The organism is Streptomyces sp. NPDC002853 (assembly GCF_053591915.1).
Genome location: NZ_JBSFUS010000005.1, coordinates 570,938 through 588,093, shown reverse-complemented (window position 1 = coordinate 588,093; position 17,156 = coordinate 570,938). Strand labels below are relative to the sequence as shown.

The 17,156-nt window shown below is 70.2% G+C and carries 9 protein-coding genes and 1 pseudogene; 5 read left to right on the top strand and 5 right to left on the bottom strand.

All coding sequences use genetic code 11. From position 1 onward, the window contains the following. Positions 1-137: 137 nt before the first annotated feature. The 3 genes from ACWD02_RS17260 to ACWD02_RS17250 are packed head-to-tail and all read right to left on the bottom strand — an operon-like array spanning position 138 to position 3,246. Entirely contained in the window at positions 138-1,331 is a 1,194-nt protein-coding gene (locus tag ACWD02_RS17260) for an ABC transporter permease (protein WP_451210748.1), read from the bottom strand. Beyond that, entirely contained in the window at positions 1,328-2,068 is a 741-nt protein-coding gene (locus ACWD02_RS17255) for an ABC transporter ATP-binding protein (RefSeq protein ID WP_451210745.1), read from the bottom strand. The genes ACWD02_RS17260 and ACWD02_RS17255 overlap by 4 nt, the downstream gene beginning before the upstream one ends. Further along, entirely contained in the window at positions 2,065-3,246 is a 1,182-nt protein-coding gene (locus ACWD02_RS17250; protein WP_451210742.1) for a peptidoglycan-binding protein, read from the bottom strand. The genes ACWD02_RS17255 and ACWD02_RS17250 overlap by 4 nt, the downstream gene beginning before the upstream one ends. A gap of 413 nt (positions 3,247-3,659) precedes the next feature. On the opposite strand from ACWD02_RS17250, the gene ACWD02_RS17245 reads away from it, so the two are divergent. Both ACWD02_RS17245 and ACWD02_RS17240 read left to right on the top strand, forming a co-directional pair. Continuing rightward, positions 3,660-5,579, top strand: a complete 1,920-nt coding sequence (locus tag ACWD02_RS17245; protein ID WP_451210839.1) for an ABC transporter ATP-binding protein — start codon at positions 3,660-3,662, stop codon at positions 5,577-5,579. A 29-nt stretch (positions 5,580-5,608) separates the two neighbouring features. After that, on the top strand, positions 5,609-6,556 hold the full coding sequence (locus ACWD02_RS17240) for a TauD/TfdA family dioxygenase (protein WP_451210837.1): 948 nt from the start codon (positions 5,609-5,611) through the stop codon (positions 6,554-6,556). 63 nt (positions 6,557-6,619) lie between these two features. Here the strand turns inward: ACWD02_RS17240 and ACWD02_RS17235 are convergent, their stop codons facing one another. After that, positions 6,620-13,129: an amino acid adenylation domain-containing protein gene (locus ACWD02_RS17235; RefSeq protein ID WP_451210739.1), complete on the bottom strand. Its 6,510-nt coding sequence runs from the start codon at positions 13,127-13,129 to the stop codon at positions 6,620-6,622. A 241-nt stretch (positions 13,130-13,370) separates the two neighbouring features. Between ACWD02_RS17235 and ACWD02_RS17230 the strand changes: the two genes are divergently transcribed. From ACWD02_RS17230 to ACWD02_RS17220, 3 genes are read left to right on the top strand one after another with little or no spacing between them, the layout of a single operon-like run. Further along, complete coding sequence (locus ACWD02_RS17230; protein WP_451210834.1) at positions 13,371-14,621, top strand: cytochrome P450; 1,251 nt, start codon at positions 13,371-13,373, stop codon at positions 14,619-14,621. A 48-nt stretch (positions 14,622-14,669) separates the two neighbouring features. Next, positions 14,670-16,394 carry a fatty acyl-AMP ligase gene (locus ACWD02_RS17225; RefSeq protein WP_451210735.1) on the top strand — a complete coding sequence of 575 codons (1,725 nt, stop codon included), beginning with the start codon at positions 14,670-14,672 and terminating at the stop codon, positions 16,392-16,394. A gap of 38 nt (positions 16,395-16,432) precedes the next feature. Continuing rightward, positions 16,433-16,714, top strand: coding sequence for an acyl carrier protein (locus ACWD02_RS17220; RefSeq protein ID WP_451210732.1), 282 nt, complete (start codon positions 16,433-16,435; stop codon positions 16,712-16,714). Positions 16,715-16,805: 91 nt separating this feature from the next. Here ACWD02_RS17220 and ACWD02_RS17215 read toward each other — a convergent pair. Beyond that, positions 16,806-17,078, bottom strand: a pseudogene (locus tag ACWD02_RS17215) (alpha-hydroxy-acid oxidizing protein); the annotation flags it as partial. Positions 17,079-17,156: the final 78 nt, after the last annotated feature.

The following is a 17,156-nucleotide window of genomic DNA, read 5'->3' as shown; positions in this document are numbered from 1 at the left end:
TCGACAGGTTTCCCCGCGGTGACCGTCGTACGGGCAGTCTCATCGGGGAACGGGAGAGCGGCGGCGGACATGGAGACGGGGTGCCTCCGCGCCGGTTGACGCGGAGGCACCCCTGTGACCGGCCGGGGGATGACCGGTCAGTTCGTGGCGAGGGCTTCGGTGGGCGTGAGATTGGCCGCGCGACGGGCCGGATAGACGCCGGCCAGCGCGCCGATGAGGACGGCGGCCAGCGCGCCGCCGACGATGGCATCGCCGGGCAGGGCGGTGGGCCAGTCACGGTAGGCGGCGAATCCGACGCAGGTGCCGAGCCCGATGAGTACTCCGGCGGCCCCACCCAGTGCTGACAGGGTCACCGATTCGGTGAGGAACTGCAGCCGGATCTGCCCACGGGTCGCGCCCAGCGAGCGGCGCAGCCCGATCTCCTGCCGTCGCTCGAGGACCGAGATGACCATGATGTTCGCGATGCCGACGCCGCCTGCCAGCAGGGCGATGGCGCCGAGTCCGAAGAACAGTGCGTTGAAGGTGCGTTCCGCGGCGGCCTGGGCTGTGAGCGCGTCCGAGGGGCGGCTGACCGCCACCTCCTCCGGGTGCTCGGGATTCACGGTGCCCCCCAGCACGCTGCGCACCTGGTCCACTGTCGTGTCCGTGGACTTCTCGTAGAGGGTGGTGACGTTCCCGTCGAATCCCAGCTGTTTCGCGTACGCCCAGCCGACGAGAGCGGAGCGGTCGACCTCGGGCGCGAGGTCGACCTCGTCGAGGACCCCCACGACCATGAACCACTGTCCGTCGATGAACACGTGGGCGCCGGCGCTGTCGATGCCGAGCCGCCCGGCGGCGTCGGTCCCCAGCACAACTACCGGGTAGTTGCTGGTGGCGGCGTTGAGGAAGGTGCCGGAGCGCAGCGTGCCGCCGAGCGTCTTGAGCAGGTCGGGTCGGCTGGCCTGTACCGCGATGCCGTTGGTGGTATCCGAGTCGATCTTGTCGGTGCGGCGGGCGGTTGCGTCCTTGACCTTTCCCGTCGCGGACACGCTGGTCACCCCTGGGATGCGGGAGACCATGCCTTCCGCGCTCTTGGGCAGTTTCGAGTTCTTGCCGGCGAGCGTCGTGCCGGGCTTGACGGTCAGCAGGTTGGTGCCGAGTTTCTCGATGTCGGCCATCAGCGCGGCTCGGCTGCTGGTGCTGATGCCCACCAGGGCGATCATGGCGGCGACACCGATGGCGATGCCGAGCGCGGAGAGCACGGCGCGCAGCGGCCGGCCGCGCAGTCCGTCGACGCCGACCACAGCCAGGTCACCGGTACGCAGCCGGGCTGCGCTGGGTAGGGCCTTCATGCCGCAGCCCCCGTATCGGCGTAGATCCGCCCGTCGCGGATCTCCAGGCGCCGCGGCAGCGAAGCCGCGACCTCCATGTCGTGGGTGATCACCACGACGGCGGTGCCGTCGCGGTTCAGTTCCGCGAGCAGTTCCAGCACTCCGTCACCGGACTTCGTGTCCAGGTTGCCGGTCGGCTCGTCCGCGAGCACGAGCGGCGGATTGCCGACGACCGCCCGGGCTATGGCGACGCGCTGCTTCTCGCCACCCGACAACTGGTTCGGACGGTGGTCAAGGCGGTGGCCGAGCCCGACACGCTCCAGCGCGACCTTCGCCAGCCTGCGCCGTTCCCGAGCCGGGGTGCCGTGATACAGCAGCCCGGTTGCCACGTTGTCCACGGCGGAGAGGTGCGGGGTGAGGAAGAACTGCTGGAAGACGAAGCCGATCCAGTGGGCGCGAACCGCGGCGAGCCGCCGGTCGGGGAGCTTGGCGACGTCGTGTCCCTGGATGAGGACCCGGCCGGTGCTCGGCTTGTCCAGGGTCCCCATCAGGTTCAGCAGGGTCGACTTTCCGGATCCGGACGGTCCCAGGATCGCCATCAGCTCACCGTCATGGACGGCGAGCGAGACCCGGCGCAGTGCGCGCACGCCACCGGGGTACTCCTTGGTGCAGTTGTCCACCTCGATGACCGCGGCCGACCGGTCGGCGGTCGACTCCGTCGGAGTCAGCCCTTCTGCGGTGCCGATGCCCTTGCTCATGAGCGGGGCACCTGCACTTTCATGCCCGCCGAGAGGTCACCCTTCACCTCGACCATGTCGGCTTCGAAGATGCCGAGCTTGACCGGCACGGTCCGTACCTTCCCGGCCGCGTTCACGACCTTCACCTGGTAGGTGCCGTTCGCCGATGCCAGCAGCGCGTTCACCGGCACCGCCAGTGCGTTCTTGTGCTCGGCGCTGGCGAAGCCGACGGTCGCGGGGGAACCGTCCAGGTTCCCTTTGCCGCTCTTCTCATCCAGCACGACGTAGACGGGGACGGTGGCGTTCTGGGTGCCTTCCCCGGTCTGTGACTGGGAGTTGGTGTCCCCGGCGGCCGCCACCTTGCCGAGCGAGGAGACCCGACCGGTGCTGCTCTCGCCACCCGGCAGTTTCACCGTCACCTTTGCGCCCACCTTCGCCAACTCCAGGTCGCTCACCGGCAGATTCACGGTGATCCGCTGCCGTGTGCTGCCTGCGGTCAGTACCGTTCCCCGGGCCGGTGCGCCCAGCTCGGCGTCGACCTTGCTCACCCGGAACTGCCCCGCTTGCATCACCACGTCGCCCGGCGAGACCTCGCCGGACTCCTTCACGCCCAGGTCCTCCTGCCAGTCCTTGACGGCTTCGGCGGTGCCCGAGGTGAACTCCTTGTCCACGCTCAGGTAGCCGCCGTAGCCGAGTGCGAGCAGGTTGCGCTCCAGCTCCAGGACGTCGTACCCGTTGGACATCCCCTTCTTCAGATCCCGCCAGAACGGCGTCGAGCCGTAGAACAGCGGTACCGAGTGGCCGTCCATGGCGTAGACCCGCTCGCCCTGCTTGATGACGTCGCCGACGCCCGGGAGCCATGTGACCCGCCCGGGCCCCTCGGCGAGCACCTTGCGGCCGCCCGAAAAGCCCAGCGTGCCGTCCACCTCGGTGGTGTTGATCAGATCAGTGCGGACCACCTTCGCGGTCGGCAGTTTCGCGGCCGACTTCGCCGGCTTGCTGTCTTCGTCCTGCACCAGGTACACCGCGCCGGACGCGCCGACCACCAGCACGACGACGCCGAGCGTCACCCAAACTCCGCGTCGGCGCCGACGCGGCGTCGACGACGCCTCGTTGCTCTCGTCGGCGTGACTGCTTTCCGGCTCTGTCCAGCTCTCCTGCTCGGGCACGCCCTCCCGGGTGGCCTCAGATTCCAACATGGCTCATCCTCCGCGTGGTCCGCTCGGTCTCGCCGCAGAGCGGACCGACGCAGCGGACCACTGCCCTCGTGGCGGTGAAAGGTGACTTCGTCTGCATGACCATCAGAGTGCTGTGCGGCAGGTTTCCCGGCGGTTAGCTCATCACTTGCCGCGGTCCTCACAGCAGGACGACGCGAAACCGCCGCTGTGCCCTGCCGTTCAACCGCGGCAAGGCCGAGGTTGAACGGCGCCGACGGCCGCGGCGCCGGCCGGCAGCCGCACTGCCTTTCACACACTTCGTCTTCGCGGGTACGGTCGCTGACGCATCGGCCCCTGTCCAGCGGCGCGTTCACCCGCGCTGGACTTCCCCGGACGCCCGAGAGGCCTGGGACTGCGGCAACTCGGGACGGCGACAAGAGGAGGAATTCGTGGCCATGATGGGCGGCCCGCGCATGGGTCCGATGTCGCTGCTCACAGACAGGTCGATCACCAAACAGAAGATCAAGCCGGGCACGTTACGGCGCATCCTTCCCTATGCCCTGCGATATCGCTGGTCACTGACGGTGGTCTTGCTGACGACGGTCGCGGGTGCGGCCATCACGGCGGCGAGCCCGCTGCTGCTCAAGATGATCATCGACGACGGAATCGTGCCGCGCGAGAAAGGCACCGTGGTGGGCCTTGCCCTGCTCGTGGCCGCCCTGGCGCTGGTTGAAGTGGTGGCCGCGTTCACCCAGACCTGGTTCTCCGGGCGGGTCGGCCAGGGCATCGTCTACGACCTGCGCTGCCAGGTGTTCGAGCATGTTCAGCGGCAGCCACTGGCATTCTTCGCCCGTACGCAGACCGGAGCCCTGGTCAGCAGGCTCAACACCGACGTGATCGGCGCCCAGCGAGCCATCACGACGCTGCTGTCGCAGACGGTGTCGACCCTCCTGACCCTGGTGCTCGTGCTCGCCACGATGATCTTCCTGTCGTGGCAGATCACTCTGGCGGCGCTGGTGATGATCCCGTTCTTCCTGGCCCCCGCCATCTTCGTCGGCCGCAGGCTGCAGCGGCTCACCCGCGAGGGCATGGGCCTCAACGCCGACATGGGCTCGATGATGAACGAGCGGTTCAACGTGTCCGGCGCGATGCTGGCCAAGCTCTACGGTCGGCCGGAGGAGGAGTCCGAGGGGTTCGCGCACAAGGCGGCCGAGGTCCGGGACGTGGCGATCAGGACAGGGGTCTGGGGGCGCGTGCTCATCCTCATCGCCACGCTGATCGCCGGAGTGACCACCGCGCTGGTCTACGGCCTGGGCGGCGTGCTGACCATCAACGGCACCCTGCAGATCGGCACCCTCGTCGCCATGGTCGCGCTGCTGCTGCGGCTGTACGGGCCGATCAACCAGCTGTCCAACATGCAGGTCAACGTCATGATCGCGCTCGTCAGCTTCGACCGCGTCTTCGAGGTGCTCGACCTCGAACCGCTCATCTCCGAACGACCTGCCGCCCGACCGCTCCCCTCCGTCAACGGCACCTCCCCGGAAATCGAGTTCGACCGGGTCTCCTTCCGGTATCCGGCCGCCGAGGAGGTGTCCCTGGCCTCCCTCGAATCGATCGCGCGGCGCGCGCCTGCCAAGGGTGCCGACGTCATGGTCCTGGATGAGGTGAGTTTCCGTGCTCCGGCCGGGAAGCTCACCGCGCTGGTGGGCCCTTCGGGCGCCGGCAAGACCACGGTCACCAACCTGGTCCCCCGGCTTTACGACACCACCTCCGGGGCTGTGCACATCGGCGACCACGACGTACGTGATCTGACGATACGTTCCCTGCACGACACGGTCGGCGTCGTCACCCAGGACGCGCACCTGTTCCACGACACGATTCGGACCAACCTGCTGTACGCCCGGCCGGGCGCCAGTGAGAAGGAACTGGTCGAGGCATGCGATGCGGCCCGGATCTGGGAGTTGATCTCGTCGCTCCCCGACGGCCTCGACACGGTGGTCGGCGACCGCGGCCACCGCCTCTCCGGTGGCGAGAAGCAACGCATCAGCCTCGCCCGGCTCCTGCTCAAGTCGCCGCCGGTCGTCATCCTCGACGAGGCCACCGCGCACCTGGACTCGGAATCCGAGGCGGCGATCCAGCGCGCGCTGAAGATCACGCTGGCGGGCCGTACGTCCCTGGTCATCGCCCACCGTCTCTCGACCATCCTGGAAGCCGACCAGATCCTCGTACTCGACGGCGGCCGGATCCGCGAACGCGGTACCCACCTGGACCTGCTCGCCGCCGGCGGCCTCTACAGCGAGCTCTACCGCACGCAATTCGCCGTCCAGAACACCAACGGCACGCACGTGAATGTCACCAAAGAGGCGAGCGGCTGACCTGCCCGCAGCCCGGATCGGAGGACGTGTTGGACACCGTTGAGTCAGGCAGTGGGGCCTGGCGGCCGCACGAGATAGCCGGCGACGGGGCCGGTGCGCCCGCCCTCGTCGACCGGCTCGACGAACTGGGCCCGCAAGGGCTGGCCGACCTGCTCACCGAGCGCAAAGCGCTCGTCTTCAGGGGCTTCGGCGTGTCGCCCGAGGCCATCGAGCCGGTACTCGCCCGGCTGGTACCCGACCGCCTGCCGTACGTGCACGGCAACTCGCCGCGCACCAAGGTGGGCGGCAACCTCTACACCTCGACCGAGTACCCGCAGAAGTACACCATTTCCATGCACAACGAGCTCAGCTACGCCCATAGTTGGCCGACCCGGCTCGCCTTCTACTGCGAGAAGGCGGCCGAGACCGGCGGCGCCACACCGGTGCTCGACGGTCAACTCTGGCTCGACTCGCTCGACGCCGAGGTCCGCCAGGCTTTCGCCGGCGGCATCCGCTACGTCCAGAACCTGCATGACGGGCTCGGCTTCGGGAAGAGCTGGCAGGACACGTTCGAAACCGACGACCGCACGGCGGTCGAGGAGTTTCTCCGGCAGTCGCGGGCCGAGTGGGAGTGGGGCCCGGACGGCCTGCGCGTCATCCAGCTCCGGCCCGCGACCACCAAGCACCCGGTCACCGGTACCGAGGTCTGGTTCAACCAGGCCGATCAGTGGCATCCGGCCGGCCTGGGGGACGAGGCCTCGGCCGAGTTGTACGACATCCTCACGCCCGACGAGTTCCCGCAGTACGTGACGTTCGCCGACGGCACCCCGATCCCCGACGCCTACGTCGAGCAGATCATCAGCCGTGGGCTGGAGAGCGCCGTCGATGTCGACTGGCGCAGTGGCGACGTGCTGCTCATCGACAACGTCCTGCTCGCCCACGGCCGGCGCCCGTTCGAAGGAACCCGGCGCGTCCTGGTGGCGATGTCCGGCACCTGACCAAAATCCCCTGACCTGAACTGACCTGACCTGACCGGGCCGCGGCCCGACCGACTGCCTGCGCTATCGCGCCCGCATCGGTCGCAGCCGCGGCCTGGTCTGCTTCTCGCCGTCGGCCCGGGTCGCCAGCCAGGTGGCGAGGGCGACCGGGGTGGGCTTGTCGAACAGCTCGTGGATCGGAAGTTCCTCGCCCAGCGCCACCCGCACCCGGCTGACCAGTTGGGTCGCAAGCAGCGAGTGCCCGCCGAGGACGAAGAAGTCGTCCCGCACGCCGACCGCGGGCAGGTTCAGGATCTCCGCGAACGCTTCGCACAGCACCCGCTCCCGCTCGTTGGCCGGCAGCGGGCCGGCCCCCGCGGCCGCCGCCCGGTCCGGCTCCGGCAGCGCACCGCGGTCGAGCTTCCCGTTACCGGTCAGCGGCAGTGCGTCGAGTGGTACCACCACGTCGGGCACCATGTGCCGCGGCAGGTTCTCCTGGGCGAACCGCCGCACCGCCTCGGTCAGCGCACCGGCACCGCCGGCACTCGGGTCCGCCGGCACGACGTACGCGGCCAGCCGCTTGTCACCCGGTGTGTCCTCGCGGGCGATCACCGCGGCCTGCGTCACCGCCGGGTGTCTCGCAAGCACCGACTGGACCTCGCCGGGCTCCACCCGGAACCCGCGAATCTTGACCTGCTCGTCCGCCCGCCCCAGGTACTCCAGGAATCCGCCCTCGGACCAGCGGGCGCGGTCCCCCGTCCGGTACATCCGCGTCCCGTCTCCGAACGGGCTGGCCACGAAGCGCTCCGAGGTCTGACCGGGGCGGCCCATGTAGCCACGCGCCACCTGCGCCCCTGCCACGTACAGCTCCCCTGCCACCCCCGCGGGCACCGGCCGCAGCGCGTCGTCGAGCACATGCACCGCCGTGTTGGCCACCGGTGTCCCGATCGGTACCGTGCCGGCGAGCACGGGCGCACGGTCGAGCCGTGCGGTCACGACCCCGATCGTGGTCTCCGTGGGGCCGTAGTGGTTGAACACCGGCAAGTCCCCTGCCGCCTTGAGCAGTTGCTCGACCCAGTCGGTGGCGGCCGCCTCGCCGCCAAGCACCAGCGCGCTCCGCGGCAGCAGCCAGCTCAGGTCGCCGGTGGCGCCGAGCGCGGCCAGATGTGAGGGCACCACCTTCACGAAGTCGATGCCGTGCCTGGCCAGATACCCGGCGACGGCGACCGGGTCCGTCGCCGCCCCGGCGTCCAGTACGTGCAGCTCACCGCCGGTTGTCAGGCTGGCGAACATCACCGTGTTCCCCAGGTCCGTCACGGCCGGCTGCAGCAGTGCGTACCGTCCGCCGGCGGCTCCGAACCCCACCCGACGCGGCACGTGGATCACATAGTTGGCCAGGTTCCCGTGGGTGACGGCGACGCCCTTCGGCCGCCCGGTGGATCCGGAGGTATAGATCACGTACGCCAGCTGGCCGGGCTGCACGCCCGTCTCGAGGGCCGTCGCGGGCTGCGCCGCCAGTGCCGACACCACCGCCGGGTCATCCAGGTCGAGGGTGCGGATCCTCCCCGTCGCCGGCATGTCGTCGAGCACCTCGGTGGTGCCGACCACCACCGATGCACGGCTGTCGGCCAGCATGTAGGCGATTCTGGCCGCAGGATGGGCCGGATCCAGCGGCAGGTAGGCCGCCCCGGCCTGCCACACCGCGAGGATCGCCGTCACCATCTCGATGCCGCGCGGCAGGCACAGGGCCACCACCGACTCGGCTCCGACACCGATGTCGCGCAGCTGGCGTGCCAGCCGAGAAGATCGCGCCTGCAGCTCCCGGTAACCGACCTCGACGCCCGAGCAGACCAGGGCGATGTCCTCCGGGGTACGCGCCACCTGTGCGGCGAACAGCCCCGGCACCGTCCGGCCCGAGGCCGTCCGGTCCACAACCGGCGCCGCGGTCCGGTTCAGCTCGTCGAGGAGTTGCCGGCGCTCGGCCGGGTCGAGGACGTCCACCGCGGCGAACGGGGTTCCCGGCACATCGGCCAGTGCCGTGACCAGGTTGTCCAGGCAGGTGTGCAGCAGTGCGCAGATCCGGGTCGCGTCGGCAGGCGCGAGCGCGTCGACGGTGACGTCGAACGCGGACCCGGTGTCGCGGACGATCACCGTCACGGGGTAGTTGGTGCGTTCCCTGGCGGAGCGCAGTCTGACTCCTTCGAGACCGATGTCGGACTCGTCGGCGGACAGATCGCGCCGGTAGTTGACGATGGAGGTGAACAGCGGCGTCCCGGGGGGCACGGCGCTCGCCTTCTGGGCGAGCGCCAGCGGCGCCTGCTCATGTTCGAGCAGCTCGGCCAGCTGACGCCGCAGCCCGGCCAGCGCGTCGGCCGCACCACGCCCGTCGACACCCACCCGCAGGGGCAGGGTGTTGAGGAACAGGCCGGGTACCCGGTCGGCGCCGGCCCCCGCGTTCATCCGGCCGGCCAGCACCGTGCCGAACACGACGTCGTCGCTCCCCGACATCGCCGCGAGCACGCGGGCCCAGGCCAGGTGGAAGATCGTCGCCGGGCTCACCGCGGACCTCGACGCCAAGTCCCGTATTCGCGCGCCGAGCCGTTCGTCGACCGGCCCGCCCGCACGTACCACCGCGGCACCGTCACCGTGCACGTCAAGGAGGCCGAAGGGAGCGGTCGGCTCCGTGACGTCACCGAGCAGACCGGCGAAGTAGCGCGCGTGTTCCGCCGCAGGCGTGCCCAGTCGCGCCTGGGCCACGAAGTTCCGGTACGGCAGCGGAGCCGGCAGCCGGTCGCCCCGCCCGGCCAGGAACTCGCGGATCTCCTCGATGAGCACCCGCAGCGTCGTGAGGTCCTGCACCAGGTGATGGATGCGCAGTACGGCCAGCCAGCACCCGTCGCTCGGCTCGGTGAGGACATGCGCCCTGAGCAGCGGGGCCCGGTCCAGCTCCATCCACGATCCGGCCGCGGCCAGCAACTGCTCCACCGGGTCCTGGCCCGGATCTCGCACGACCTTCTCGACCGGAAGCCCGACCCGGCGCGAGACCACCTGCACCGGTTCCCGCAGACCGTCCGCCACGAACGCGGTGCGGTAGATGTCGTGTCGGTCCATCACCTGCAGCAACGCGTCGAAGAACCCGTCGCGTCGCTCCAGTGAGTCGAACTCGAGCACCGCCGAGCGCAGGTAGACGTCGGGGTCACCCTCGGCCCGCGCCAGATGGTGGAAGAGGATCCCTTCCTGCAACGGGGCCAGGGGGTACACATCCGCGACGTTGGCCGCTCCGCCGTCGACATGGGCGAGCACACGCGCGAGGTCCGTCTCGTCGAGATCGATGAGCGGCAGCATGCCGGGAGTGATCTCGGTGGCGCCCTCGGGTATCCGGTTCGCCGGCACCGCCACCTGCTCCGGGCCGGAGACCTCGGCCAGCCTCGCCGGAGTCGGGGTGAGGAACAGGGTGCGTACCGAGAGGGAGACCCCGCGCGTGCGCAGGTCCTCCACCAGGGCCACGGCCACGAGCGAGTTGCCGCCGAGGGCGAAGAAGTCCTCTTCCGGTCCGACCACGTCCCGGCCGAGCACGCGGGCGAACGCCGCGCAGAGGAACTCCTCCCGCGCACTCGCCGGTGCGCGGCCCACGCCCGGCACGCGGTCCGTCGCCGGCAGCGCCTTGCGGTCCAGCTTCCCGTTCCCGGTCAGCGGCAGTTCGCCGAGCACGACGACCGCGGCGGGAACCATGTGGTCGGGCAGCCGGCCCGCCAGGTGTTCCCGTACCCGGTCGGCGAGCCCGCCCTCGGCCGTCGGGTCGTCGGGGACGACGTACGCGACCAAATCCGCCGACCCGCGCACACCCTGCCCGCCGCCGGGCGTGTTCTGCCGGACGACGACGGCGGCCCCGGCCACCTCGGGATGGGCGGCGATGGCGCTCTCGATCTCGCCGAGTTCGACCCGAAAGCCCCGGATCTTGACCTGGTCGTCCGCGCGGCCCGCGAACACCAGCCGCCCGTCGCGGCGCCAGCGGACCCGGTCTCCCGTCCGGTACATCCGCGTCCCGCTTTCGAACGGGCAGGCCACGAACCGCTCGCCGGTGAGGCCGGGCCGGTTCACGTAGCCCCGTGCCAGTGCGTCGCCCGCCACATACAGCTCACCGGTCACTCCCACCGGTGCCGGGCGCAGCGTGCCGTCGAGGACGTAGACCCGTGCGCCGTCGATGGGCGCGCCGATCGGGACGTCGCCGTCCGCGATGTCGTCGATGGACAGCCGTGTGGTGGTGACCCCGATGGTGGTCTCGGTGGGGCCGTAGTGGTTGTACACCCCCTGCTCCCCTGCCGCGTCCAGCAGGGCGCGGACCCAGTCCGGCGGCGCCGCCTCGCCGCCGAGCACCAGCGAGCGAGCCGGCAGCACGCCCTCGGGGCCCGCCTGCGCCGAGAGCACTGCCAGATGCGACGGAACGGCCTTGAGGTAGTCGATCCGGTGGTCGGCGAGGTAGCCGGAGACCGCGGCCGGGTCGAGCACGGTGTCGGGGTCGAGGACGTGCAGTTCCCCGCCGGTGGCCAGCGAGCAGAAGACCATCGTGTATCCCAGGTCGGTCACCTGTGGCTGGAGCACCGCGTACCGCGCGCTTTCGCCGCCGAGGTCGAGCCGCTCCCGCACCGATGCCACGTAGTTCGCCAGGGAGCGGTGTGTCACGGCGACGCCCTTGGGCCTGCCGGTCGAGCCCGAGGTGTAGATGACATACGCAAGACCGTCCGGTTCCGGCGCGGTCGCGGTCGCGGTCGCGGTCGCGGTCGCGGTGAAGGGTGCACCAGGCTTGGTCAGGTCGTCCACCGAGACGGTGCGTACGCGTCCGGCGGGCAGGTCTTCAAGGAGCTCGTCGGTGGCCACGAGCAGGGCGGCACGGGCGTCGGCGAGCTGGAACGCGGTCCGCTCGACCGGCTGCCGCGGATCGATGGGCAGGTAGGCGGCGCCTGCCCGCCAGACACCCAGAATCGCCGCGATCATCTCCGGGCCCGGCGGCAGACAGAGCCCGATCACTGACTCCGGCCCCACCCCCGCCCCGGCCAGGTGCCGCGCGAGCCGTTCGGCGCGGGCGTCCAGCTCCACGTACGCCGTCGCACCGTCGGCCGAGACGATCGCGGTGCCGTCCGGTGTACGCGCCACCTGCGCGTCGAACAGCTGCGGTACGGTCGCCCGCGGCAGGTCGGCCGTGGTGTCGTTCCAGCCGCGCACGACCTGGAACCACTCGTCCTCATCGAGGATTTCCGCGTCGGCGACCGGGGTCTGCGGTGCCGCCGCCACCATCCAGTCCAGGATCCGGCGGAAGCGGCGCAACAGATCACCGGCGGCGGTCGGCCCGTTCCGGCCGGGGTCGGCGTCCGCGTCGATCTGGACCGGCGACCGAGCCGACCGGTCGTAGAGCGCCAACCGCCGGTCCATGGTCGGTCCTTGGGTGAGATTCCGGACGGTGGCCTCCGCGTCGCCGAACCGCGTGGGGTACCCAAAGCTCATGACATCGACGATCAGTTCGCACGGCCAGGCTCCGTCGCCGACCTGCAGGTCCCGGATCATGTCCGCGTAGCGGTACCGGTGGTGCCGCAGTCCTCGGGCGGTCGCCCGTCCTGCGCGGCGGATGATCTCCGCGAGGGGCGTCTCGGGCGTGACGTCCAGCCGCACCGGCATGACGTTCGCGGTCATGCCCGGCGCCTGCCGTTCGCGCCGCCCGGCGCGGCCGGGTACGGACACCCCGAGGACGATGTCCCGAGCCCCGGTGGTCCGGTGCTCGTGGACGGCCGCCGCCGCGATGACAAGGACGGCGAGGTTCGTCCTCAACCGGCGGGCGGCGTCCCTGAGTTCGGCTCCGCGATCCAGGTCGAGCTCGGCACTGGCGCGCGATGGCGTCCCTGATCCCCCCTGGCCGTCCCGTCCGGCCGGGGCGGCCCGGTCCGGCAGACCGTCCAGGGCAGCAAGCCAGAACGCCTGGTCCGAGCCGAGGTCCGCAGACGTCCGGTACGCCCGGTCCGCCTCCACCAACACCGAGAACGGCTCGAACGCGTCGCCCCCGCCGGGCTCTTCACCCGCCGACAGCGAGGAGTACGCGGCGGCCACGTGGGTGGCGACCAGCGCGCCGCTGTGCGCGTCCATGATCAGGTGGTGGGCGCGGTGGTACCAGAGCAGGTGGCCCTCCCCCAGGGAGAGCACGGCGCACGCGAACAACGGGCCGTGGCCCGTCAGGTCGACCGGCTGCCGCAGCTCGGCCTGCATCCATCGTTCGGCGGTGGCCCTCGGGTCGGACTCGGCGCTGACGTCGATGACGTGAACGGGAACATCGGCCGTGACGTCGACGTACTGCCGCGGCTGCCCGTCCACCACGCGGAAACGAAGACGGTACGCATCGACACCGGCAAGCACCTGCCGCACGGCCCGCACGAACACGTCCAGATCCACGCCGCCGTCGATCTCAAGACATTCGGCAATGTTGTACGGGGTATCCTCCGGCGCAATCTGCTGGGAATACCAGATACCGAGCTGAGCCGATGTCAACTCTTCCAGCACGGCGCCTCCATCGGATTCTCCGTCGGAACCGACCAGTGAAATGGACATAGTCCGTTCCCTTTCGGAGGATGAATGAGCCTCGGCCGCAGCGGTGTTCCGGATCATTTCAGTCAGCCATCCTCACCAGTCGCCGAACGGACGTCAAATGACAGCCCACGCCGTTCAGTTGCGGGCCCGGCTGTTCAACTGCGGCATTTCAGCGGTTGAACAGCAGGCGCACGACATTCCCGGGTTTCCGGTGCACGGGTACTGTCGGCGATCGTCGGCCTCTATGAGAATGGATTCGGTGATGGTCGGAACCGCCGGTGAGAATGACGAATCGATACGGTCGGGCCGTCCTCCGCTGCCGACGGAGATCGCCGACCTGACCGACCCGGGCAACCGGGAGAACCCCTACCCCTCCCTGGAGAAACTGCGCCGGCGCTCGCCGTACGCGCCTTTCGACGGTCTCCTCGTGGTGGGGCGGCACGACCAGTGCTCGGCCCTGCTCCGTGATCCGACGATGAGCGCGGCCCGGGACCGGGCCCCGCTCTCCCCGACTCCGCGAGGGCCGCGGACGCGGAACTTCCTCCATCTCGACCCGCCGGAACACACCCGCTACCGCCGGTTGGTGACCGGCGCGTTCACGCGGCGGAAGGTCGACGGCATGGCGCCGTGGATCCGCGAGATCGCGACGGACCTGTTCCGGGCCGCCGCCGGGACCGGCACGCTCGAAGTCATCGACGACCTCGCCTATCCGCTGCCGCTGCGGGTCATCTGCGAGCTGCTGGGCGTCCCGTACGAGGATCGCCAGCTCCTGCAGGACTGGTCGTCCGAGCTCGCGACGGCACTGGATCCGCCGCTGGGCACCAGCGGTCAGATGACGAGAAAGGCGGCGCGGGCCCGCGCCGGTTTCGTGCACTACTTCAGGCTTCTGATCGAGGAGCGCCGGAGCACTCCCCGGCAGGACCTCATCTCGCACCTCCTGCAGGTCGAGGAGGACGGGCAGCGTCTCGACGAGGACGACGTCCTTGCGACCTGCGTGCTCCTGCTCAACGCGGGTCACGAGACGACCGTGAACCTGATCGGCAACGCGGTTCTCGCCCTGCTGCGTCATCCCGGGCAGTTCGACCGGCTGCGGGCCGACCCCACACTGGCACCGGCGGTCGTCGAAGAGGTGCTGCGCCATGACGCACCCGTGCAGATGACCACCCGGGTGGCCCGTGAGCACGGCACGATCGGCGACGCCGAGGTCCGGCCGGGCGACACAGTGCTGTTCCTGCTGGGGGCCGCCAACCGGGACCCCGGGGTGTATCCCGATCCGGACCGGTTCGACATCGGCCGTGCCCCTGCCGCCGCCCATCTGGCGTTCTCGGCAGGCCCGCACTTCTGCCTCGGCGCCGGCCTGGCACGCCTGGAAGTCGCCATCGCCCTTGAGCTCTTCAGCACGTTCCTGGTGCGGCCGCGGCTTCGGCCCGGCGGCGTCACCTACAAACGCAACCTGAACCTGCGCGGGCCGTCGCGCCTCCTGGTCGACTTCGACGGCGTCCGCACCGGTTGAGGAGTTCGTCACCGTCCCGATCCAAAGCCAGTCCCGGAGGACGATCCCATGTCTCAGTCCCTGGCCGACGCACCCGACCTGGTGGCGCTGTTCCGTGAGCGGGTGGCGGCCCGGCCGACCGCCGAGGCGGTCGCGTTCCTCGCCGACCCCGACGACCTCACCGGCAGCATGGTGCGCTGGTCGTACGCCCAACTCGACGAGGAGGCGCGCAGCCGGGCCGCGTGGCTGCAGGAGAACTTCCCCCCGGGCTCCCGCGTGCTCCTGCTCCACCCGAACGGTCTTGAGTTCGCCGCGGCCTTCCTCGGCTGCCTCTACGCCGGAATGATCGCTGTCCCTGCTCCGCTTCCCGGCCGCTATGCGCACCATCGCAAGCGCCTTGCGGCCCTCGCCGCCGACTCCGGCGCCGCCGCCGTGCTGACCACGTCCCCCAGTCTGGACGAGGTGCACACGTGGATGAAGGACATGGACATCACCACGATCCGCACCGCCGCCGGTGACGAGCCCGGGTTCGGCGATCCTCGGGGCTGGGCGCCCTCACGCCTTGACCGGTCGACCACCGCCCTGCTGCAGTACACGTCAGGATCGACAGGCACTCCCAAAGGCACGGTGATCCAGCACGACCAACTCCTGTTCAACTGCGACGAGGGGATGCGTGCGCTGCAGAACCGCGGGCCTTGGGGTGGATGGCTGCCGCTCTACCACGACATGGGGCTCAACCTTTTTCTGTGGCCGCTCCTGCGCGGCGACAGAAGCGTGCTGATGGAACCGCTGGAGTTCATCCGCCGGCCCCTGCGCTGGCTGCAGCTGATCGAGAGCGAGAGCATGACCGGGTCGTTCGCTCCCAACTTCGCCTTCGAGCTGTGCATACGCAAGGTCAGCGAGGAGCAAGCGGCCGCGCTTGACCTGTCCCGCTGGAAGCTGGCCGGCTGCGCCTCGGAGCCCATCTCCCCGGACATCCTCACCGCCTTCACGGCCAAGTTCGCGGCCTCCGGGTTCCGCCCGGAGACCCTGGTTCCCGTCTACGGCCTCGCGGAGGCGACCGTGTTCGTCTCCGGGCACCCGGGTCGGCCACCGGTGACCCGCACAGTGGACCTCGATGCGCTGGCGCGGGGCACGTTCACCCCTGCCACCGGAGCGGCCCTGACACGCGAGATCGTCAGTTGCGGTATCCCCACCCCCGCGGCGGAGATCCGCGTGGTCGACCCGACGTCCCGGGAGGTGCTCCCGGAAGGCTCACTGGGAGAGATCTGGCTGCGCGGCCGCAGCGTCTCCCCCGGCTACTGGCAGCGGGACGACAACGCGGAGACCTTCGACGCCGTCACCGCGAACGGCGACCGCGGTTACCTCCGCACCGGCGACATCGGCGTGCTGCACGAAGGTGAGCTCTACGTGCACGGACGGCTCAAGGACGTGATCATCGTGCACGGGCGCAACGTCTACCCCCAGGACGTGGAGCAGGAACTGCGCGCCCAGCATCCGGAGTTGGGCAGCGTCGGCGTCGTGTTCGGCGGTCCTGGCTACGCCGATGGCGACGAGGAATCCATGGTCGTCGTCACGCACGAGGTGCGCCGCGTGCAGCACGACGAGTTGCCCGCTCTCGCGGCCGGCATCCGGCACACGGTGGGGCGCGAGTTCGGCATCAGCGTTGACAGCGTGGCTCTGCTCAAGCCCGGCAGTGTCCTGCGCACCACGAGCGGCAAGGTTCGCCGCGCGGCCATGCGGGACCTCTTCCACCAGGGCCTGCTGACTCCCCTGTACCAGGACCCTCGCTAGGGCCACGACGTACTGGCTCACTCACCCGAAGGACTCACATGCAAGACGCCGCCAAAACGGATCAGCTCTACACCGAACTGCAGGACTGGCTCTGCGCCCACGTGGCCGAGGAGCTGGGGCTGCCGCACGGGGCAGTCGACCCGACCGAGCCCATGTCCGCCTACGGACTGGATTCGATCAAGGCCATCACCCTTCTCACCGCGGTCGAGGACCACGTGGGCTTCGAGATCGACCCCAACGCCCTCTGGGAGTTCCCCACCGTGGCCTCCCTCGCCGAGTCGCTGGTCGGCCGACTGGCCACCCGGTCCACGCAGAGTTGAACGTCCGGCCTGCCCCGGCTCTCCTGGTCTTCGCCGTTGCGGCAGGTGGCACCCGAGCACCGTCATCACGCACTCGCTCACCGTCGGTCAGGAAGTTGGAGGAGGCCAGGTCACGCGGCCGCCAGTCGGCGACCCAGGTGTCGAGCGTGACCACGATGCCCGCGTAGCCCGCTGCTTCGGCCCGGCGGACGAGGCTTTCCGCCAGTTCCCTGTCGGTGGGCGTGTAGAGCTGGAAGAAGCCGGGGGTGCTGCCGAGCTCGGCCGCGACCGCCTCCAGGGGGTCGGCCGAGAGGGTCGAGGCCACCATGGGCACACCGGTGCGGGCCGCGGCTCGGGCGGTCGCCAGGTCTCCGTGCCCGCTACGACCGCCCGGACCAGGCCCCTCCGACCGGCCCGAACCCGACCGGATACAGTGCGCGCGACGGCAGCCTGCCTGGTTGCT